Here is an 18,977-nt window from a genome sequence, read left to right on the forward strand (position 1 = left end):
CCACGGTCAGTTCGCCAAGCGTGCGCGCTCTGCGCCGCCAAGCCAGGATGTGAAGGCGGCGCGCTGGTCCGGCGTCAAGTGCAGGCCGTGCTTGGTGCGGCGATCGAGGATATCCTCGGCGTCGATCGCCCATTCATGGGTTCGCAGGAAATCGACCTCGCGCTCGTAGAGCAAGGCGCCGAAATGCCGGCCGAGATCGGCCATGCCGCGCGCACCGTCCAGCAGCGCGTCGGCCCGCGTGCCGTAGAGTCGGCCATAATGTCCGGCGAGTTCGGCAGAGAGAAAATCGTTGCGCCTCCGGAAACCCTCCAGCCAGCGGTCGAAATCCGCATCCGGGATCTCGCCGCCCGGCAGATGCGCAGCCGCGGTCCAGGCCGAGCCCATCTTTGGGAAGGCCGGACGCAGGCGATCGAGGCCGTGCTCGGCGAGCTTGCGGTAGGTGGTGATCTTGCCGCCGAAGACCGAGAGGATCGGCGCGTTGGTTTCGCTCGGCTCCTTCGGGTCGATGTCGAAGATGTAGTCGCGGGTCACCGCCGAGGGGCTCTCGGCATTGTCGTCATAGAGCGGCCGCACGCCGGAGAAGGCATGGACGATCCCGGCCCGGCCCGGCGGCGCCGTGAAGTAGCGCTTCAGCACGCCGAGCAGATAGTCGATCTCGCGGTCATCGATCCGCGCATCCTCCGGCTTGCCCTCGACCGCGATGTCGGTGGTGCCGATCAGCGCCAAATCGCCCTCGTACGGATTGACGAAGATGACCCGCTTGTCGTCGTTCTGCAGCAGATAGGCCTGGTCGCCCTGCCAGAACTTCCGGGTCACCAGATGGCTGCCCTTGACCAGGCGGATGCGCCGGCTGCTGGTCGTGCCGGCGAAGCCCTGCAAGGCCTGCTCGACCCAGGGGCCGGCGGCGTTGACGATGCAGCTCGCGCTGACGGTACTCTCCTGACCGCTGCGGCGGTCGCGCAAAGTAACATCCCAGCGGTCGCCCTGGCGCTTTCCGCCGATCACCTCGGTTCTGGTCAGGATCTTGGCGCCGCGCTTCTCGGCGTCGAGGGCGTTCAGCACCACCAGGCGCGCGTCATCGACCCAGCAGTCGGAATATTCGAAGGCCTTACTGAACCCCGGCTTCAGCGGCTTTCCGACCGGATCGCGCGGCAGGTCGATCGCCCGCGTGGGCGGCAGGATCTTGCGGCCGCCGAGATGGTCGTAGAGGAAGAGGCCGAGGCGCACCAGCCAGGCCGGGCGCTGCTCCGGCGAATGCGGCAGGACGAAGCGCATCGGCCAGATGATATGCGGTGCCGCGCGCAGCAGCACCTCGCGCTCGATCAGCGCCTCGCGCACCAGGCGGAACTCGTAGTATTCGAGATAGCGCAAGCCGCCGTGCACCAATTTACCGCTGCGCGACGATGTCCCTTGCGCCAGGTCGTCACGCTCGCAGAGCAACACCTTGAGGCCGCGGCCGGCCGCATCGCGCGCGATGCCGGCCCCGTTGATCCCGCCGCCAACCACCAGGATGTCGTAACGCTCCATAACTTCGGACTAGCAGGGGTTCAAGGGCGGCTCGCCGGCGGCATAACGGCGGATCTCCTCCGCGATCATCCTTGCGGCGATCCGCACGGTGGTCCGGGAGGCGCCGGCGATATGCGGGGTCAGCGTGACGTTGTCAAGCTTCAGCAGCGGCGCGTCGGGTGGCACCGGCTCCAGCCAGAAGGTCTCCAGCATGGCGCCCCGGAGATGCCCCGAGTTCAGCGCCTGATAAAGATCGTCATAGTTCACCATCGGCCCTCTGGCCGTATTGATGAAATAGGCGCCCGCCTTCATCGCGCTGAATTGCTTCGCGGCCAGGAAGCCCTTGGTCTCCTCGGTCACCCGGGCATGCAGGCTGACCACGTCGCTCTCGGCCAGCAGGCGCTCGAGGTTAACCTGCTCGACGCCGTCGGCGAGGTCGTCCTTCGAAACCATCACGTAAGGGTCGCAAACCAGGATCCGGCAGCCGAAGGGCTTCAGCAGCCGCGTCACCTTGGTGCCGATATGGCCATAGCCGATCAGGCCGATGGTCATCTCCGAGAGCTCGGAATCGATCACGTCGAAGCGGTAGAGATCGCCGCGCCAGATGCCCTTGCGCAGGGCTTCGTGGCCGGCGCGGATCAGGCGGGTTTCGTTGAGGATTGCGGCGATGGTGAACTCGGCCACCGCGGAAGAGTTGCGGCCGGGCGTGTTGACCAGCTTCACACCGTGGGCCTTGCAGGCGGTGACGTCGATATTGACCGGGCCGCCGCGCGAGACCGCGATCAGCTTCAGCTTCGGCAGGCGGTCGAGGATCTCGCCGTTGATTGGCGCCAGATGGGTGATCAGGATCTCGGCGCCATCGACGAAACGCGCAATCTCCTCCGGCTCGCCGAGATATTCCTTCAGGCCTTTGAGTCCCCCATCGACATAGCCATGCTTCATCGGCTGGTCGGGCCAGGCCAGGGTCAGCGTCCGCACCTCGGCATCGAGGTTGGGCACGCGCTTCAGCGCCTCGGTAAAGGCCTCGGCCTTCATGAAATGGTCGCCGATGATCGCAATCTGGTGCTTGTTCATACTCAGACCTTGTTACGCGCGCGGGTGAGGTCGGCCCAGATCTCGGGCATCAGCTTCCGCGTCTTCACATAGATGGGGAACAATTCGTCGTAGCGCTTCTGCAGCACGGGATCCGGCTGCACCGTGCCGCCGAGGCAGGGCGTCACCCAGGTCTTGACCGCGCTCGCCATGTCCGGCTCGGCGCCGATCGCGACCGCGGCCATCATGGCGGTGCCGGCGGCCCCCGCCTCTTCCCGCGTGCTCTCGCGCACCGGCACGCCGAGGCCGCTGGCGAGCAGGGTCTTCAACGCCTTCGACCGCGCGGCGCCGCCGGCGATGCGGATCTCGGAGGGCGCGCCACCGATCGCCGCATAGCAATCGCGCGCCGCCAGGACCAACCCGTCATAGACCGTGCGCACCAGGTCGATGAAGCTGGTCTTCTGCGAGAGGCCGATGAACTGCGCCCGCGCATCGGCGTTGAAGAATGGCCCGCGCTCGCCGGCCTCGTGGATATAGGGGTGATAGATCTCGACGCCGGGCTTGGCGTCGAGCACGCGGGAATCCAGCGCCAGCAGCGCATCCTTGCGCGCGACTTCATGGCCGAGCGCGCGCGCTGCATCGCGGGCGAGATCGACGATCCAGTCGATATTGAGCGTCGCCGCCATGTTGGACTGCATGCGCGAGACCGCCTGCGGCACCGGGAAGGCCATGGTGTAGCCGCTGGGCTCAGGCGCCAGCTTCAGGTTCTCCGCCCTGGGCTCGAGCCGCATATGCATCGAGGTCGAGCCGATGATCGTGGCGCCCACCTCACGGCCCGGCTCATAGAGCCCGGCGCCCAGTGCCGTGCAGGCCACATCGACGCTGCCCAGTGACACCGGCAGGCCTTCGGGCAATCCGGTCGCCTTCGCGGCGCCGGCCTGCAAGGGATGCGTGGTCCGCGTGCCGTCGACCATCTCGGGCAGCAGGCGCTGCTGGTCGGCGATGCCCATCCAGTCGAGGATCTCCGGCACATAGGCGCGCGTGCGGAAATCGCCGAAGGTGAAGACGCCTTCGGTCACATCCGTCACGCGTTTCCCGGTCAGGCCGAAGTAGAGCCAGTCCTTGCAGTGATGGGCGGTCGCTGCCCGCGCCAGCACCTCCGGCGCATGGCGCTTCATCCAGGTGATCTGCGAGCTCGAATTGCAGGCATTGAGCCCGCAGCCGGTGTGCAGGTACATGCGCTCCCGCACGCCCTTGGCATCCATCTCATGCACGATGCCGGCGGCGCGCGAATCAAGCCAGAGCCAGGCGGGCGCGGCCGGCGCGCCGGCCTTGTCCATCAGCCAGGTTCCGTCGCCTTGCCCGGTGATCGCCAGCACCGCGGCGCGCTCCTTGAGGCCGGTGACCTTGCCGGTGAGTTCCGCCAGCACGGCGACGCTGTCGGTCCAGGTGCGGGCCATGTCCTGCTCGACCGCGCCGCCGGAGCCCGTCGTGTAGCTGTTCGGGCGCGCGGCATCGGCGAGCTGCTTGCCTTGGAGATCGAAGACCAGCGCCTTGATGACCGAGGTGCCGGCATCCATCGCGATGATTAGGTCACCCGCCATGCTCAAGCCCGGTCGAGGCCATGCGCCAGCGCGTCGCCGGTCTCGGGATCGAACAGATGGATCGCGCGCAACGGGAAGCTGACCGGCAGCGCATCGCCGGCCTTGGCGGCGAGCGGCTTCTCGGTGACTCCGACCACGGTGGCGCCGCCGACATCGAAGCAGATATGGCTCTGGTCGCCGAGCCAATGGTTGGTGATCACCTTGCCGGTCGCATCGGGCGCGCCGGAACCGGTCTGGATCAGATGCGGGCGAATGCCGATCTGGACCTTGCGGCTGCGGCTGGCGTCGAGCTCGAGGCCGGGCGCCGCCAGCGCGAAAGCCGGCTTGCCGTCCGGCCCGAAGCCCTTGACCGCGACGCCGTCGCGGGCGGCGAGCACCTCGCCGGCGAAGATGTTCATCGGCGGCTCGCCGATGAAGCTCGCGACGAACAGGTTGTTCGGGCTCTGCTTGATCTCGTCGGGCGTGCCGAATTGCTGCAACTCGCCCTTCTCCATCACCGCGATCCGGTCCGCCAATGCGATCGCCTCGGTCTGGTCATGGGTTACGAAGACCGTCGTCATCTTGTGGGCGATCAGATAGTCCTTCAGCCGCGCCCTGAGGATCGCGCGCAGCTGCGGCTCCAGCTGCGACATCGGCTCGTCCAGCAGCGAGACCGGCGCGCGCCGGATCAAGGCCCGCGCCAGCGAGGTGCGCTGCTGCTGGCCGGCGGAGAGCACCGAGGGATAGCGGTCCAGCACGTCGCTGATCTCCAGCAGCTCGGCGACCTCCTTGACCCGCGCATCGATATCGGTCGCCGCACCCCGCTGGCGCAGCAGAGCGAAGCCGATATTCTCCTTCACCTTCAGTGGCGGATAGAGCGAATAGCCCTCGAAGGCCATCGCCACGTTCCGCTCCGCCGGCGGCAGCCTGTGGATCTCCCTGCCGTCGATCTTGATCGCGCCTTCGGTCACGTCCTCGAAGCCGGCGATCATCCTGAGCATGCTGGTCTTGCCGCAGCCCGAGGAGCCGAGTAGCGCCACGATCTCGCCGTCCTTGACGTCGAGCCGGACGCGCTTCACCGCCTCGACCGGCGCCTTGCCGCGCGGGCGATAGACCTTGGTGATGTTGTCGAGCAGCAGGCTTGCCATGGCTTGAAACTCAATGCGCTGGGTGGCCGATGCGGGCGCCGCTGGCCGCATCGAACAGCAGAACGTTCTCCGGCGCGAAATCGACCCAGACCTGGCGATGGTCGCGGCCGAATTTCGCGGCCTCGCTCTCGCCGACGGTGGCCAGGATCTCCTCGCCGGCCGGCCCGCGCAGATAGAGCACGCTGCGGACGTTCACCGGCATGACGGCGTCGAGCTCGCAGGGAATGCCGTTCGGGATCTCGGTGCGGCTGACCTTGAGATGCTCGGGGCGAAGGCCGGCCAGCACCGCGCCACTCGCCTCCGGCGCCGGGACGTTGCGGCCGAGCAGCTGGATCCCGCCCTGCTCCACCCGCGAAGGCAGCAGGTTGATGGTGGGATCGCCGAACAGCTTCGCCACCTCCACCGAGGCGGGCGTCGCATAAACGTCGCGCGGCGCCGCCCATTGCTCGATCTTGCCGCCGCGCAAGACCGCGATCCGGTCACCCAGCGCCATCGCCTCCTTGTAGTCCTGGGTCACGTAGATGACCGCCGCGTTGTAGCTCCGCAGCAGGCGCGGCAGCTCCAGCCGCATCTCATAGCGCAGCTTGGCATCGACGTTGCGCAAGGGATCGTCCAGCAGCAGCACCTTGGGCTGCGCCACCAGCGCCCGCGCCAGGGCGGTGCGCTGCTTCTGGCCGTTGGAGAGCTCGCGCGGCGCATGGCCCAGCACATGGTCGATCTTCAGCAGCCGCGCCACCGCGCCGACCTTCTCCTTCAAGCTCTCGGCGGCGATATGGCGCGCGGTCAGCGGGCTGGCGATATTGTCGAAGGCGTTGAAATGCGGGAACAGCGCGAAATTCTGGAACGCCATGCCGACGCCGCGGGATTCCGGCGCGGCCTCGGTCATGTCGATGCCGTCGATCGTGACCGTGCCGCCATCCGGCTCCTGCAACCCGGCGATGATCCGCAAGAGAACGGTCTTGCCGCAGCCCGACGGCCCGACGATGGCGACGATCTCGCCGGCATTGACGTCGAGCGAGACGTCTTCCAGCACCTTGCCGGACTTGAAGCCCTTGGAGATATGGTTGAGGACCAACCCGCTCATCGCTTTACCCCTTCACCGCGCCGAGCGAGAGACCCTCGACCAGGTAGCGCTGGGCGTAGAGTGCCAGAAGCAGGGTCGGCATCACCGAGAGCACGATCGCCGCGGCAATCTGGCCGTACTGAATGCCCGAGGCGGTCACGAAGGCGAGCGCCCCCACCGTCACCGGCTGCTTGTCGGCGGAAGCCAGGATCAGCGCGAAGACGAAGTTGTTCCAGGCGAAGATGAAGGCCAGGAGGCCGGCGGCCGCGATACCCGGCCGCGCCAGCGGAATCGCGATCTTGCGGAAGGTGGTCCACCAGGAATGCCCGGCGACGCGATAGGCATGCTCGATGTCCGGGCTCACATCCTCGAAATAGCCGCGGACGATCCAGAGAATGAGCGGCAGGCAGATCAGCTGGTAGATCCAGATCAGGCCGAAATAGCTGTCGGTCAGGCCCAGCTGCTTGAAATAGAGGCTCAAGGGCAGCAGCACCAGCAGCGGCGGCGCGAAGCGAAAGCTCAAGAGCGTGAAGGCGATGTTCTCGCCGAGCCGGAACTTGAATCGCGCAAATGCATAGGCCGCCGGCACTCCCAGAATCAGCGACAGGATCACCGAGCCGGTCGAGAGCAGCAGCGAGTTGCCGAGATTCTTCAGGAAGGCGATGTCGAGATTGCCGGCGGTGGTCTGCAGCTTGCCGGTGATCAGGGTGAGGTAGTTGTCCAGCGTCGGCTCGAACACGATGCTCGGCGGAATCCTCAGGATCTGGTCGTTGTTCTGGAACGACATCAGCAGGATCCAGAAGATCGGAAACAGGAAGAAGACCAGGACCAGCACGATCAGCACGGTCCGGATGCTGCGTTCCAAGCTGGAGACCTGCTCCATCAGGAGACTCCCATCATGAAACACCTCGGGCGCGCTCGCGCAGCTTCAGCCACTGCTTGATGAAGATGTTGGAGAGGAAATAGGTGATCGCCCAGAGCACCATCATCAGCGCGGCGGAGCGGCCGACATTGGTGTACTGGAAGAACTCGAGATAGGCCTGCACCTGGAACACCATCAAGGTGTCGCCCGGGCCGCCCTGGGTGAGGGAGTAGACGATATCGAATTGCTGGATCGAATCCAGCAGCCGGAACAGCGACGCGGTGATGATATAGGGCATCAGCATCGGCAAGGTGATGCGGAAGAAGACGAAGCTCCTGGGCACGCCGTCCAGCGCCGCCGCCTCGAACGGCTGCTTGGGCAGCGAGCGCAACCCGGCCAGCAGCAGGATCATGATGAAGGGCGTATAGACCCAGACATCGACCAGGGTGACGGTGAGGAGCGCGGTCGAGGGATCCGAGGCCCATTTGAAGTCGGTGAAGCCGATCAGGCTGACCAGATAGCTCAAGATCCCGAAATTGGGATTGGTCATCAGCTTCCACATCAGCGCCGCCAGGGCCGGCGCGGTCATCAGCGGCAGCAGCAGCAGGATCGAGGCGAGGTTGTTGAACCGGGTCGGCTTCACCAGCAGCAGCGCGATGCCGAGACCGAGCCCAAGCTCGACCGCCACCGTGAGGAAGGCATAGATCAGCGAGATCGAGACCGTGTTCCAGAACGCGGCGTCGCTCAGGAAATTGAGATAGTTGTCGAACCAGATGAAGCCCTTCATCGCCGGCAGGTTCAGCCGGAACCGCATCAGCGAGTAATAGACCGCGGTCACGAAGGGAATGAGGATGCCGATGCAGACGAGCAAAGCCGGCAGGCTCAGGATATAGGGCAAGGCATGCCGGACGAACGGCCGCTTGCGGACGGGATAGGCGCCGGTTTCTGACACGGAGGCGAGGCTCATCTCTTGGGCTTCAGGTGATCGTATCGCAAGGTCTTGGCGGAAAAAAGGGCGCAGCCCGGCACCAGACCGGCCGGGCTGCGCTGCGGCAGGGAGGGACTAGCCGCCGATTCCGGCATCCTTGAGCTGCTTGTCGATGTTGGCCGCGAGCTGGTCGAGGCCTTCGTCGATCGGCACCTGCTTGGCGACCATCTTCTGCAGCGTTTCCGCCCATTGGGTGGTCAGGTCGAAGAACAGGGGCTGGGCGGTGAAGTAGATCTTCGAGCCCTCGGACGACGTCTCGTACTGGTTCAAGTAGCCCGGATAGGACTTGTCGATGCGGGCGCGGAACTCCGCGTCCTTCCAGACCGAGGCGCGGACCGGGTTGACGAAGTCCATCTTGCGGGCGCCGAACAGGTCATGCTCGACCGAAGTCGCCCATTGCATGAAGTACCAGGCGGCGTCCTTCTGCTTCGAGAAGCTGCTGAGCGCCAGCGACCAGATCCAGACGTTCGGCGTCGGGGCCTTGGCGGCCGGGTTGGCGGCGAAGGGCGCATAGGCGATGTTGCCCGCTTCCTTGTTGTCGCCGCCGTTCATGAAGTAGCCGAGGATGTCGGCGTCGAAGATCATGCCCGAGGCGCCGGCGCCGAGGTCGGTGCCGACCTGGTACCAGGTGTAGGTCGACCAGTTCTTCGGCCCGGAGTCCTGGATCATCTGGACCCAGAGCTTGTGATAGGCCTTCGACTCCGCGGTGTTCATCGCCGCCTTGAGCTTGCCGTCGGTGACGTTGAAGTCGCGCTGGCCGTAGTTGGAATAGCCCGACAGGAAGCCCGGGTGGATGGTCGCCCAGGAGCGCGAGCCGCGGACGCCGACGCCGTAGGCGCCACCGGCATCCTTGGTGATCTTGGCCGCGACGTTGACCATGTCCTCGAGATTCTTCGGCGCCTCGACGCCGACCTTCTCGAAGATCTTGCGGTTATAGGAGACGTTGTTGAGCTCGAAGCCCCAGGGCGTGCACCACTGCTTGGCATCGGCGGAACCGAGTTCGCCGCCCGGCACGCCGTTCCAGGCGGTCGAGGCGCGCAGGCCCGGCAGCACGTCCTCCCAATTGTAGTTGGGATTGGTCTTCGCCGGGTCCTTGATATACTCGTTCAAGTCATCGACCCAGCCGGCCGGGCCGTAGGTCCAGGTCATGTAGGCGCCGGTCATGAAGGCGTCGTATTCGCTGGAGCTCGACGACAGCGCCGCCGTGACTTTGTCGAAATAGACATCCTCCGGGAAGATGTCGTAGCTGACATCCATGCCGGTCATGGACTTGAAGTTGTCGATGTTGGCAATCATGGCATCGGCGTAAGGATGCTTGTTCAGGAGCAGCTTCAGCTTGGTGCCCTTGAACTTCATCCAGTCGAAGTCGGCCGCCATCGCCCGGCTCATCGCCTGGTTCAGCAGGAAGCTGGTGGTGGCGATGCCGAGCCCCAGGCGGCTGGCACCTTTCAGCATCTCGCGGCGGCTGATCTCACCCTTCACGAAACGGGTGGTCAGATCACGTCCCTTCTCGTACATGGCTATTTCCTCTCCATCTATTGTCGCTTGGACTTCTTGGTCTCACCGGCCTTCTCGCCGGCGTTGATCAGGTCGACGATGGCCTTGGCAGTGTCTTCGTCGGTGATAAGGCCCGAGATCACCCGACTCTCCAGCACCGCCATGATCGCCTGCGGCTTGTCCGCGCCGCCGGCGATGGCGATGACCGGCTTTCCCTTCAGATCTTCCAGCTTGATGGCGACCGCACGGTCGTTGAGCTCGGCCGGCACCACGCGGCCTTGGGCGTCGACAAAGCGGCCGAGCACCTCGCCCACCGCGCCGGCCTGCTTCACCTCGCGCAGCTCCTTCTCCGTGGTAGTGCGGGTCGAGAGCATATGGGCGTGGACGCCGATCTCGCCGATGCCCACCACGTAGAGCTCGGCGGATTTCGCCAGCGTGAAGACGTCCTTGATGCCCTTCTGGCCGAGCAGGACCTTCTTGTCGGCGATCGAATCGGCGAAGAACGGCGCCGGCATGAAATAGCATTCGGCCGCCGTCACTTCCGCCAGGCGATGGATCACGTCGAACGGGTTCGCCGCGGCATGCCGCGTCAAGCTGCCGAGGAGTGAGACGAACTTCACCTCGGGCCGCTCGACTCGCGGCAGGTATTTCACGACTTCGTCCAGGGTCCGGCCGTGGCCGACGCCGATCACCTTGGCCTCCCCGCGCTCCAGCACGCCGTGGAGATAATGCGCACCGGCCGCGGCCAGGGTGCGCAGCGGCAGCAGACCGCCATCGACTGTCGGCGAGACCGAGCAGAAATCGAGCTTCCAATGCGCGGCGATCCTGTCTTCGAGCGCCACGCATTCGGCCGCGGTCCCCTCGACGAAGACGCGGACCAGGCCGGCTTCGGTGGCTTCGGCGATGAGGCGGTTGATCTTGACGCGCGAAAGGCCGAGCCGCTGCGCGATCTCTTCCTGGGTATAGCCGCCGATGAACGACAGCCATGCGGCACGAGCCGCGAGGCCACGATCGTTGCCCGCCACGTCAGCGCTTCCTGCCCATTTTCTTCCGCCTGAACTTATGTTCAGGTCGCGTACATCTGTTTAATTCAATGCCGGGCCGCGGCTTTTGTCAAGCGCGCAGGAAACGCGCTGGAAACACTTCGGGCCCGGCCTTTGCGGACCGGGCCCGATTGTTGCGACTGCGGTAAACATGAAACGTCATCGCCGGGCCCCGCGGACGAATGTCCCCATTCGCGGACGGGACCCGGCGATCTTTCTCCGGCGGCACCAGATGCCCGGGTCAAGCCCGGGCATGACGGCTTGATTTGAGCGGCCGCCGCGCTAGGCAGGCGACTTGGCGTATTTCTGATCCAGCTTGTCGATCGCCTTCACATTGTCGGCCGAGGCGCCCTTGGGGTCGAACTGCGACGCTAGCCAGGTATCGACGATCGCCTTCGCCAGCTCCGGCCCGATCACGCGGGCACCCATGGTGATGATCTGGGCGTTGTTGGATTTCGCCGCGCGCTCGGCGGAATAGGTGTCGTGGGTCAGGGCCGCGCGGATGCCCGGCACCTTGTTGGCCGAAATGCACACGCCGATGCCGGTGCCACAGCACAGGATGCCGCGCTCGAACTTTCCGTCCACGATCGCGCTGGCGACGCCGTCGGAGATGTCGGCGTAGAAGCCCTGCTTGCTCAGGTCCACGACCTCCAGACCGGGCTTGGACTTCAGATGCGCGGCGATCACGTCCAGCAGCGGCTTGCCGGCGCTGTCCGCACCGAGAACGATCTTCATGACTTCACTCTCCACTTCTTCATCTGCGCCATGGTGTCGTCGAAGGAGACGATGCCGGCATCCGAGCCCAGGCCCGTGGCGACCAGCGCCGCGGCGGCTTGCGCGAAGCGCACAGACTGCTCCGGGTCCATCTTGCGGTGCAAGGCCGTGATGAATCCGGCGTCGAAAGCGTCGCCGCAGCCGGTCGTGTCCACCACAGTAATGTCATAGGCCGGCACCTTCAGCCGCGTCCCGTCCTTGTGCGCGTAGAAAGCCCCCTCGCCGCCGAGGGTGAAGACGCAGCAGGTCGCGCCCGCATCCAGGTAGAACTTGGCGCAGTCCTCGGCGCTGCCCTGCCCCGACATATCCTTCGCCTCCTCGATCGAGGGCATGAAGTAGTCGATATAGGGCAGCAGCGGCTTCACGATCCCGATGGTCTCGGCATTCGCGGCGATGAGATCGAAGGTCACGGTCCGGCCGCGCTTCTTCGCCTCCTGCAGCAGGATTCGGCTCGGCTCGCCGTCCAGCTTCTTCAGGAGGCCGGTGCCGCCCAAATGCACGATCGGCGCGTCGAACACCTTGTCGTAATCCGCCGGCTTGACGTCGAAATGGTCCGAGGCGCCGCGGACATGCAGGGCCGGGCGGTCGCCGTTCGGCCGCACGTTCAGGATCGTGGCCGAGGTCGGGATGCCCTTCAGGCGCTGCATGCCGGAGGCATCGATCCCGAACTTCTGCAAGGTGGCGATGACGAAATCCGCCTTCTCGTCGTCGCCCACCGCGCCGACCGCGAGGCATTTCAGCCCCAGCTTCGCGGCATCGACCACCGTGCCGCCGGCGGTGCCGGCGACGGTCAGGCGAATCTCGTCGATGAACTCCACATTGCCGCGGTCCGGGATCTTGGTGACCGGCCGGCCGAGGACGTCCAGGATGTACAAGCCGATGATCGAAACGTCATAACGCATGGAACTCCACTCTCCCCCTTATCGCATTGGCCCTTCTCCCCTTGTGGGAGAAGGATACGCAGGCTTGGCGAGGCGAGAGCCGAGCCTAGCCGGAGTTGGATGAGGGGTGCGCACCGAAGGTGCGCGCGCGCCAAATGGCGCGCAACCCCTCACCCAGCTGCGCCCCGCGGACGAATGTCCGCATACGCGGACGGGCGCTCGCTACTGCTCGCTAAGCCTTCGCAACCCTCTCCCACAAGGGGAGAGGGAACTCATATCCGATCCTCCGCTCCGAACCCTGGCTTGACGCGACACGCCGGGTCATGTTCTCAACATCATTCTAGGCAACGGGCAATAAGAAGAACAAGGCGGCAGGAAGGAAGTCCATGAAGACCAAGAAGCTGATCAACGATCCGAAGGTCATCATCGAGGAGATGCTCGAGGGGATCGTCGCCGCCCACCCGAACCATGTGCGCCAGGTCGATGGTTCGCCGCGCGCGGTGGTCGCGGTCCATGGTCCCAGGAAGGGCAAGGTGGGTCTCGTGATCGGCGGCGGCTCCGGCCATGAGCCGACCTTCGTGGGCTTCGTGGGCAAGGGCCTGGCCGATGCCTGCCCGATCGGCAATGTCTTCGCCTCGCCCCCGCCGGACCCGATCTATGAATGCGCCAAGGCGGCGAGCGGCGGCGCCGGTGTGCTTTTCATGTACGGCAATTATGCCGGCGACGTGATGAACTTCGACATGGCGGCGGAGATGGCCGGCATGGACGACATCGAAGTCCGCACCGTGCTGACCACCGACGACATCGCCTCGGCGCCGATCGACCAGAAGGAGAAGCGCCGCGGCGTCGCCGGCAATTTCTTCATCTTTAAGCTCGCCGGCGCCGCCTGCGACACGATGATGAGCCTCGACGAATGCGAGCGGATCGCGCGCAAGGCCAACGCCCACACCTATACCATGGGCGTCTGCCTCGCCCCCTGCTCGCTGCCGCAGACCTTGAAGCACAATTTCGAGCTCGGGCCGGACGAGATGGAGATCGGCATGGGCATCCATGGCGAGCCCGGCGTCGCCAAGGGCCCGATCCAGACCGCCGATGCGGTCACCGACCAGATCATGGACCGCATCCTGGGCGAGATGAAGCCGAAGAAGGGCGACAAGGTCGCCGTGCTGGTGAACTCCCTGGGCTCGACCCCGCTGATGGAGCTCTATCTCTTGAACCGGCGGGTCAAGCAGCGGCTGGACCAGGCGGGTGTCGGCATCCACCAGACCTGGGTCGGCAATTACTGCACCTCGCTGGAGATGGCGGGTGCCTCCATCACGTTGCTCCATCTCGACGACGAGCTGACGGGACTGCTCGATCATCCCTGCGACTGCGCGATGTTCCGGGCGGGTTGATCATGACCGAACTCACCGCCGCCCACCTCCGCAGCATCTTCCAGGCGATCGGCGATGCGATCGAGGCCGACAAGGGCCGCCTTTCCGAGCTCGACGGCGTGATCGGCGACGCCGACCACGGCGTCACCATGTCCATCGGCTTCACGGCGGTGAACGAAGCGCTGGCGAAACTGGACGCCGCCGCCGACCCGACCACGGTCTTCAACACCGCGGCGAAGTCCTTCCTGAACGCGGTCGGCGCCTCCTCGGGCCCGCTCTACGGCACCGCCTTCATGCGCGCCGGCGCCGCCGTCAAGGGCAAAGCCACCATCGATCGCGACGCCTTGGCCGACTGCGTCACCGCCATGGCCAAGGGCATGCAGGACCGCGGCAAGGCCGAACGTGGCGAGAAGACCATGATGGACGCCTGGCTCCCCGCCGCCGACGCAATCCAGGCCGCCAAGGCACGCGGCGACTCTGCCGTCGCCTGCCTCGAAGCCGCCCTCGCCGCTGCCGCCGAAGGCGCCGAAGCCACCAAGGCGATGCTCGCCACCAAGGGCCGCGCCTCCCGCCTCGGCGAACGCGCCCTCGGCCACATCGACCCCGGCGCCGCCTCCGCGGTCACCATCCTGAAGGCAATGACCGACGCTGTGCGGAAGCTTTAGCGCGCGAGAGAACCCCCTCTCCCGTAGGGAGAGGACTGGGGTGAGGGTCTTGCCGCAGCTTGAGGCCGAGCCGATTGGACCGGATGGCGTTCGCTGCGCAGAATTCTATCTGCATACTCCCGAATTCAGCATATCTCCGATGGGCGTCAAGCGGCGCCGATCGTGGTATGATCGGTGTACTGTTTGAAATCGTGAATGCCATGCCGCGTGTCGCGCCGATGCGATGCATGGAGCTCACGTTTCTGCAACCCGGACCCGACCCGGACAGAGAGAATATATGAGCGCACCGGCACCTCCATCCTGCTTCGGTCAACCGCCGGCACGCCGTTGCATGTACCCAGCATGTACGAAATGAGGCGGCTAGAACGGACTCTTCTTCGCCTTGGTCTTCTTCGCCGGCTTCTTAAGCGGTGCCGCCGCCGGTTTTGCCAGCGGGCCATAGGCTTTGAACTTCGCGATGATGCGGTTCATCTCGTCGTCGGGGATGATGTCGCCGCCGCCGATCGTGAGCGCCAGGTGGTACTGGCGGGCCACCGTCTCGACCTCGCTGGCGAGCCAGAGCGCGCGCTTGATGTTCGGGCCGGTCGCGATCACGCCGTGATTCTTCAGGAGGCAGCAGGTGCGGTCCTTCAGCGCCTCCAGCGCGTTCTTGGAAAGCTGCTCGGTGCCGTAGGTCGCGTATTTCGCGACCCGGATCTCGGTGCCGCCCGAGGCCGCGACCATGTAATGCACCGCGGGTATCGGCTTGCCGCAGATCGCCATCACGGTCGCGTACATGCTGTGGGTGTGCACCACGGCGCCGACATCCGGCCGCGCCTTGTAGATGTCGAGGTGGAAGCGCCACTCGGAGGACGGTGCCAGATCGCCCTGCCAGGCCTTGCCGTCCTGCTTGATCTCGGTCGCACAGATGTCCTTGGGGTCGAGCTCTTCATAGGGCACGCCCGAGGGCGTGATCAGCATGCGGTTGCCATAGCGCAAGCTGACATTGCCCGAAGTGCCCTGGTTGATGCCCATCGCGTTCATCGAGAGTGCCGCTTGGATGATGCTCTTGCGGGCGGCGAGTTCGGTCTTGTCCATTCTGTCCTCTGGTCCTCTGTTCTCTAGCGTCCGATCGCCTTGCCGGATTCCTGGTCGAAGAGATGGACCTGGTCCAGCATCGGCGCGAGACGGATGTCTTGTCCCGGGCCGTAGTCCAGGTGATCGCGGGACACGGCGCAGACCTCGACACCGGCGAGGTCGGTGTAGATATGCATCTCCGGTCCGGTCGGCTCGACCACGCTGACCTTGGCCGGGATTCCGGCGCCGCCATGGGCCGGGACCAGGTGCTCGGGGCGGATGCCGTAGACGATCTTCTGGCCGGCGGCGAGCTTGGCCGCGGCCGGCAGCGGGAGTGCGACGCCACCGGCGCGCAGCACCGGCGCGCCGTTCTCGGCGGCGACCTCGCCGCGCACCAGGTTGATGCCGGGCGAGCCGATGAACTCCGCGACGAAGAGATTGGCCGGCCGGTTATAGACCTCCATGGGCGCGCCGATCTGCTCGATCGTGCCGTCGCGCAGGATGACGATGACATCGGCCATGGTCATGGCCTCGATCTGGTCGTGGGTCACATAGACCGTGGTGGTCTTCAGCCGCTGGTGCAGCTCCTTGATCTCGGTGCGCATCTGCACCCGCAGCTTGGCATCGAGGTTGGAGAGCGGCTCGTCGAACAGGAACACGGAGGGATCGCGCACGATGGCGCGGCCCATGGCGACGCGCTGGCGCTGACCGCCGGAGAGCTGCTTCGGCTGGCGATTGAGATAGGGAACGAGGTTCAGGATCTCCGCCGCCCAGTTGACCTTCTTCTCGATCTCTTCCTGCGGAACCTTCTTGAGACGCATCGAGAAGGCCATGTTCTCGAACACCTTCATATGCGCATAGAGCGCGTAGTTCTGGAACACCATGGCGATGTTGCGGTCCTTAGGGTGCAGGTCGTTCACCACCTGGCCGGCGATCGAGATCTCGCCGTGGGTGATCGGCTCCAGCCCGGCGATCATCCGGAGCAGGGTGGACTTGCCGCAGCCCGAGGGGCCGAGCAGAACCACGAAGCTCCCGTCGGCGATTTCCAGATTGAGGCCGTGGATGACCTCCAGGTCGCCATAGGTCTTGCGGATGTCTTTGACGGTGACGGAAGCCATGCCTTGCTAGCCCTTCTTGGCGGTCTTGGAACGCGACGACAGGATGCGGTCGGCGATCTCGACGAAGCCTTCGCCGCCCTTCGCCACACTGACATAGGCCGGCAGCGCATCGATGCGGCCGATGAAGTCCTTCACATTGGCGACGCCGCAGGCGAAGGGGAAGAAGGAAAACATCGGCGCGTCGTTCGGGCTGTCCCCGCAGAACACGAACCGATCCTTGGCGGCGTCGAGGTCCAGGCCCATCGCATCCTGCACGAAGCGCCGGGTCATCGAGAGCTTGTCGTACTTGCCGAACCAGCCGTTGACATGGATCGAGGAGACCTTGGCGACGGCCCCCGCCTGCTCGAACAGCGCGACGATCCTGTCGACAGCCTCCTTGGTGAGCGGCGGCACGTCCTCGCAGAAATCGATCGCGAGATCGGCCTCTCGGTAGAGCTGATCCGAGGCGATGGCCGAGCCCGGCACCTCTGCCAGGATCTTCGCGCTCAAGGCCGCGAGCTTCCTGCGGTTCTCGGCGCGCTCGGCATCCGAGGCGACGAAGACGCGGATCATCTTCTTGGCCGTGTGGTCATAGCGGAAATAGAAGGCACCGTTCTCGCCGACCACGCCGGAGACCGGCCAGAAGCGCGCGACCATGTCGCACCAACCGGCCGGGCGCCCGGTGATCGGCACCACGGCGAGACCCGCCTGGTGCAGGCGCTCCAGCGCCGTGTAGGCCACGGCCGGCAGCTGGCCCTCGGTGGTGATGGTGTCGTCGATATCGGTGAAGAGGCCGATCAGGTCGCGCGCGATGGCGACGGGAAGCGCGGAGACAGGCTGCATCACGCCTGCCCCGCGTCGGCGAAATCGGCCAGGCGCGTGTTCCATTCGGCGAGCTTCGGCCAGAGGTCGGCATGAATCACCCGCAGTTGCTGATAGCGCGCGTTGCGCTTGTCATCGGGCACGAAGGTGCGGATCGGCCGGCCGGCCATGGCCTCGGTCGCCTCGGCGATGCGCGCGAACCAGCCCGCCCCTTTGGCCGCTGCGATCGCGGCGCCGAGCGAGGAGGCCTCCACCGTTTCCGAGCGCTGCACCGCGCGGCCGGTCGCATCGGCCAGGATCTGCACCCAGAGGTCGGAAGCGGCGCCGCCGCCGATCGCGATGAAATGGTCGATGCTGGTGCCGGTCGCCTTCTCGACGTCCATGGTGCAGGTGGCCTGTTCGAGCACCAGCCCTTCCAGCAGCGCGCGATAGATGTCGCCGCGCCGGGTCGAGCCGGACAGGCCGGCGATCACACCCCGCGCCGCGCTGTCCCAGAAAGGCGTCATGCAGCCTTGCCAATAGGGCACCATGACGACGCCGTTGGCGCCGATCGGGCTGGCCGCGGCTTCAGCCTCGAGTGCCGCGATCATCTGCTTCTGCTTGCCGGGCTCGGTGCGCAGCACCTCGCGGGTCAGCCACTCCACCATGAAGGTGCCGGAGCGCATGCAGGTCTCGTAGATATAGCCTTCATCGGCGACCGCGATCTCGGTGCGGAAGGCGCGGTGGTGCGCGTAGCTCCGCCCATAGCTGCCGGAGACCAGGGCCGTGCCGAGATTGACATAGGCGCGGCCCGGATGATCGGCGGAGACACCGGCGCCGGTGCCGGCGCATTGCCCGTCGCCGCCGCCGGCAATCACCGGCGTACCGGCCTTGAGGCCGGTCGCGGCCGCGGCTGCCGGCGTGACCTCGCCGCTCTGGTCGCCGGGTGCCACCAGGCGCGGCATCATCCCAGCGTCGACACCGGCCGCGGCAAGGATCTCCTGCGACCAGCTGCGCTGCTTCATGTCGATCACGCCCATGGGATCGGCCGAAGCCAGCGAGGTCACCCATTGGCCGGTCAGCTTGAAAGTGAGATAGCCATGGACCTCCGCCATCTTCTCGCCGCGCGCCATCACCGCCGGCTCGACCTCGCGCAGCCAGATCATGCGGAACAGGCAAGGCGTGATGTCCAGCGGTTTGCCGGAGATTTCGTGCAGCCGCTCGGCACCGAACTTCGCGCCGAAGCTTTTCTGCTGGGCCCGGGCGCGCTCGTCGAGCCAGACCGTGCCCGGCCGGAGCGGCGTCCCGTCCGCAGTGAAGACGCCGAAGGTCTCGCGCTGGTTGGAGATGCCGATCGCGGCGATCCGCGCGGCGTCGACTTTGCTCGTCACCTGCTGCAACGCAGTCACGGTCGAGCTCCACCATTCGCCCGCATCCTGCTCGAACCAGCCGGGATGCGGGTTGCTCATGGCGATCGAGGCGCGCCCTTCCGCAACCGCCCTGCCCTGTTTATCCCAGGCGATGGCCTTGGTGGCGGAGGTCGAGGAGTCGATTCCGATGACGAGGTCGCGCGACATTATCACTCAAGCATACATCATCAAAAAATTG

Annotated in this window: 17 protein-coding genes; 2 read left to right on the plus strand and 15 right to left on the minus strand. The window is 65.6% G+C overall.

Annotated elements, in window-relative coordinates:
- Nucleotides 1-6: 6 nt before the first annotated feature.
- From ACYQ4T_RS13985 to ACYQ4T_RS14035, 11 genes are all read right to left on the minus strand, one after another.
- Nucleotides 7-1,527: a glycerol-3-phosphate dehydrogenase gene (locus ACYQ4T_RS13985; RefSeq protein ID WP_459855086.1), complete on the minus strand. Its 1,521-nt coding sequence runs from the start codon at nucleotides 1,525-1,527 to the stop codon at nucleotides 7-9.
- A 9-nt stretch (nucleotides 1,528-1,536) separates the two neighbouring features.
- Complete coding sequence (locus tag ACYQ4T_RS13990) at nucleotides 1,537-2,580, minus strand: 2-hydroxyacid dehydrogenase (protein WP_459855088.1); 1,044 nt, start codon at nucleotides 2,578-2,580, stop codon at nucleotides 1,537-1,539.
- Between the two features lie 2 nt (nucleotides 2,581-2,582).
- Entirely contained in the window at nucleotides 2,583-4,142 is a 1,560-nt protein-coding gene (locus tag ACYQ4T_RS13995) for an FGGY family carbohydrate kinase (RefSeq protein ID WP_459855091.1), read from the minus strand.
- A gap of 2 nt (nucleotides 4,143-4,144) precedes the next feature.
- Nucleotides 4,145-5,269: an ABC transporter ATP-binding protein gene (locus tag ACYQ4T_RS14000; protein ID WP_459855094.1), complete on the minus strand. Its 1,125-nt coding sequence runs from the start codon at nucleotides 5,267-5,269 to the stop codon at nucleotides 4,145-4,147.
- Between the two features lie 10 nt (nucleotides 5,270-5,279).
- Nucleotides 5,280-6,353, minus strand: coding sequence for an ABC transporter ATP-binding protein (locus tag ACYQ4T_RS14005; RefSeq protein ID WP_459855096.1), 1,074 nt, complete (start codon nucleotides 6,351-6,353; stop codon nucleotides 5,280-5,282).
- 4 nt (nucleotides 6,354-6,357) lie between these two features.
- Nucleotides 6,358-7,215 (minus strand): carbohydrate ABC transporter permease, encoded by an 858-nt coding sequence (locus tag ACYQ4T_RS14010; RefSeq protein ID WP_459855099.1) that lies wholly within the window; start codon nucleotides 7,213-7,215, stop codon nucleotides 6,358-6,360.
- Between the two features lie 13 nt (nucleotides 7,216-7,228).
- Nucleotides 7,229-8,161 (minus strand): carbohydrate ABC transporter permease, encoded by a 933-nt coding sequence (locus ACYQ4T_RS14015; protein ID WP_459855102.1) that lies wholly within the window; start codon nucleotides 8,159-8,161, stop codon nucleotides 7,229-7,231.
- A gap of 96 nt (nucleotides 8,162-8,257) precedes the next feature.
- Nucleotides 8,258-9,700 (minus strand): extracellular solute-binding protein, encoded by a 1,443-nt coding sequence (locus tag ACYQ4T_RS14020; RefSeq protein ID WP_459855104.1) that lies wholly within the window; start codon nucleotides 9,698-9,700, stop codon nucleotides 8,258-8,260.
- A gap of 17 nt (nucleotides 9,701-9,717) precedes the next feature.
- A complete protein-coding gene (locus tag ACYQ4T_RS14025; protein WP_459855106.1) occupies nucleotides 9,718-10,704 on the minus strand; it encodes a sugar-binding transcriptional regulator in 987 nt (328 codons plus the stop codon).
- A 300-nt stretch (nucleotides 10,705-11,004) separates the two neighbouring features.
- Nucleotides 11,005-11,457 (minus strand): D-erythrulose-4-phosphate isomerase, encoded by a 453-nt coding sequence (derI, locus tag ACYQ4T_RS14030; protein WP_459855108.1) that lies wholly within the window; start codon nucleotides 11,455-11,457, stop codon nucleotides 11,005-11,007.
- Nucleotides 11,454-12,398, minus strand: coding sequence for a carbohydrate kinase family protein (locus tag ACYQ4T_RS14035; RefSeq protein WP_459855111.1), 945 nt, complete (start codon nucleotides 12,396-12,398; stop codon nucleotides 11,454-11,456). Before ACYQ4T_RS14035 ends, derI begins: the two co-directional genes overlap by 4 nt.
- A gap of 365 nt (nucleotides 12,399-12,763) precedes the next feature.
- On the opposite strand from ACYQ4T_RS14035, the gene ACYQ4T_RS14040 reads away from it, so the two are divergent.
- Both ACYQ4T_RS14040 and dhaL read left to right on the plus strand, forming a co-directional pair.
- Nucleotides 12,764-13,771, plus strand: coding sequence for a dihydroxyacetone kinase subunit DhaK (locus ACYQ4T_RS14040; protein ID WP_459855113.1), 1,008 nt, complete (start codon nucleotides 12,764-12,766; stop codon nucleotides 13,769-13,771).
- A gap of 2 nt (nucleotides 13,772-13,773) precedes the next feature.
- Entirely contained in the window at nucleotides 13,774-14,415 is a 642-nt protein-coding gene (gene dhaL / locus ACYQ4T_RS14045) for a dihydroxyacetone kinase subunit DhaL (RefSeq protein ID WP_459855115.1), read from the plus strand.
- Between the two features lie 360 nt (nucleotides 14,416-14,775).
- Here dhaL and ACYQ4T_RS14050 read toward each other — a convergent pair whose 3' ends face one another.
- From ACYQ4T_RS14050 to ACYQ4T_RS14065, 4 genes are read right to left on the minus strand one after another with little or no spacing between them, the layout of a single operon-like run.
- On the minus strand, nucleotides 14,776-15,492 hold the full coding sequence (locus tag ACYQ4T_RS14050) for a class II aldolase/adducin family protein (RefSeq protein ID WP_459855117.1): 717 nt from the start codon (nucleotides 15,490-15,492) through the stop codon (nucleotides 14,776-14,778).
- A 23-nt stretch (nucleotides 15,493-15,515) separates the two neighbouring features.
- Nucleotides 15,516-16,589, minus strand: a complete 1,074-nt coding sequence (locus tag ACYQ4T_RS14055; protein ID WP_459855120.1) for an ABC transporter ATP-binding protein — start codon at nucleotides 16,587-16,589, stop codon at nucleotides 15,516-15,518.
- A gap of 6 nt (nucleotides 16,590-16,595) precedes the next feature.
- Nucleotides 16,596-17,411 carry an HAD-IIB family hydrolase gene (locus ACYQ4T_RS14060; RefSeq protein WP_459855122.1) on the minus strand — a complete coding sequence of 272 codons (816 nt, stop codon included), beginning with the start codon at nucleotides 17,409-17,411 and terminating at the stop codon, nucleotides 16,596-16,598.
- Entirely contained in the window at nucleotides 17,411-18,946 is a 1,536-nt protein-coding gene (locus tag ACYQ4T_RS14065; protein WP_459855124.1) for a xylulokinase, read from the minus strand. Before ACYQ4T_RS14065 ends, ACYQ4T_RS14060 begins: the two co-directional genes overlap by 1 nt.
- Between the last annotated feature and the right edge of the window lie 31 nt (nucleotides 18,947-18,977).

This window comes from Dongia sp. agr-C8 (genome assembly GCF_054658695.1).

Bases quoted from the DNA above. Each gene is read 5' to 3' on its own strand.
- derI (WP_459855108.1), bottom strand. From the start codon at position 11,457: ATGAAGATCGTTCTCGGTGCGGACAGCGCCGGCAAGCCGCTGCTGGAC.
- ACYQ4T_RS13995 (WP_459855091.1), bottom strand. From the start codon at position 4,142: ATGGCGGGTGACCTAATCATCGCGATGGATGCCGGCACCTCGGTCATC.
- ACYQ4T_RS14060 (WP_459855122.1), bottom strand. From the start codon at position 17,411: ATGCAGCCTGTCTCCGCGCTTCCCGTCGCCATCGCGCGCGACCTGATC.
- dhaL (WP_459855115.1), top strand. From the start codon at position 13,774: ATGACCGAACTCACCGCCGCCCACCTCCGCAGCATCTTCCAGGCGATC.
- ACYQ4T_RS14000 (WP_459855094.1), bottom strand. From the start codon at position 5,269: ATGGCAAGCCTGCTGCTCGACAACATCACCAAGGTCTATCGCCCGCGC.
- ACYQ4T_RS14050 (WP_459855117.1), bottom strand. From the start codon at position 15,492: ATGGACAAGACCGAACTCGCCGCCCGCAAGAGCATCATCCAAGCGGCA.
- ACYQ4T_RS14055 (WP_459855120.1), bottom strand. From the start codon at position 16,589: ATGGCTTCCGTCACCGTCAAAGACATCCGCAAGACCTATGGCGACCTG.
- ACYQ4T_RS13990 (WP_459855088.1), bottom strand. From the start codon at position 2,580: ATGAACAAGCACCAGATTGCGATCATCGGCGACCATTTCATGAAGGCC.
- ACYQ4T_RS14015 (WP_459855102.1), bottom strand. From the start codon at position 8,161: ATGAGCCTCGCCTCCGTGTCAGAAACCGGCGCCTATCCCGTCCGCAAG.
- ACYQ4T_RS14010 (WP_459855099.1), bottom strand. From the start codon at position 7,215: ATGGAGCAGGTCTCCAGCTTGGAACGCAGCATCCGGACCGTGCTGATC.
- ACYQ4T_RS14040 (WP_459855113.1), top strand. From the start codon at position 12,764: ATGAAGACCAAGAAGCTGATCAACGATCCGAAGGTCATCATCGAGGAG.
- ACYQ4T_RS14005 (WP_459855096.1), bottom strand. From the start codon at position 6,353: ATGAGCGGGTTGGTCCTCAACCATATCTCCAAGGGCTTCAAGTCCGGC.
- ACYQ4T_RS14065 (WP_459855124.1), bottom strand. From the start codon at position 18,946: ATGTCGCGCGACCTCGTCATCGGAATCGACTCCTCGACCTCCGCCACC.
- ACYQ4T_RS13985 (WP_459855086.1), bottom strand. From the start codon at position 1,527: ATGGAGCGTTACGACATCCTGGTGGTTGGCGGCGGGATCAACGGGGCC.
- ACYQ4T_RS14035 (WP_459855111.1), bottom strand. From the start codon at position 12,398: ATGCGTTATGACGTTTCGATCATCGGCTTGTACATCCTGGACGTCCTC.
- ACYQ4T_RS14020 (WP_459855104.1), bottom strand. From the start codon at position 9,700: ATGTACGAGAAGGGACGTGATCTGACCACCCGTTTCGTGAAGGGTGAG.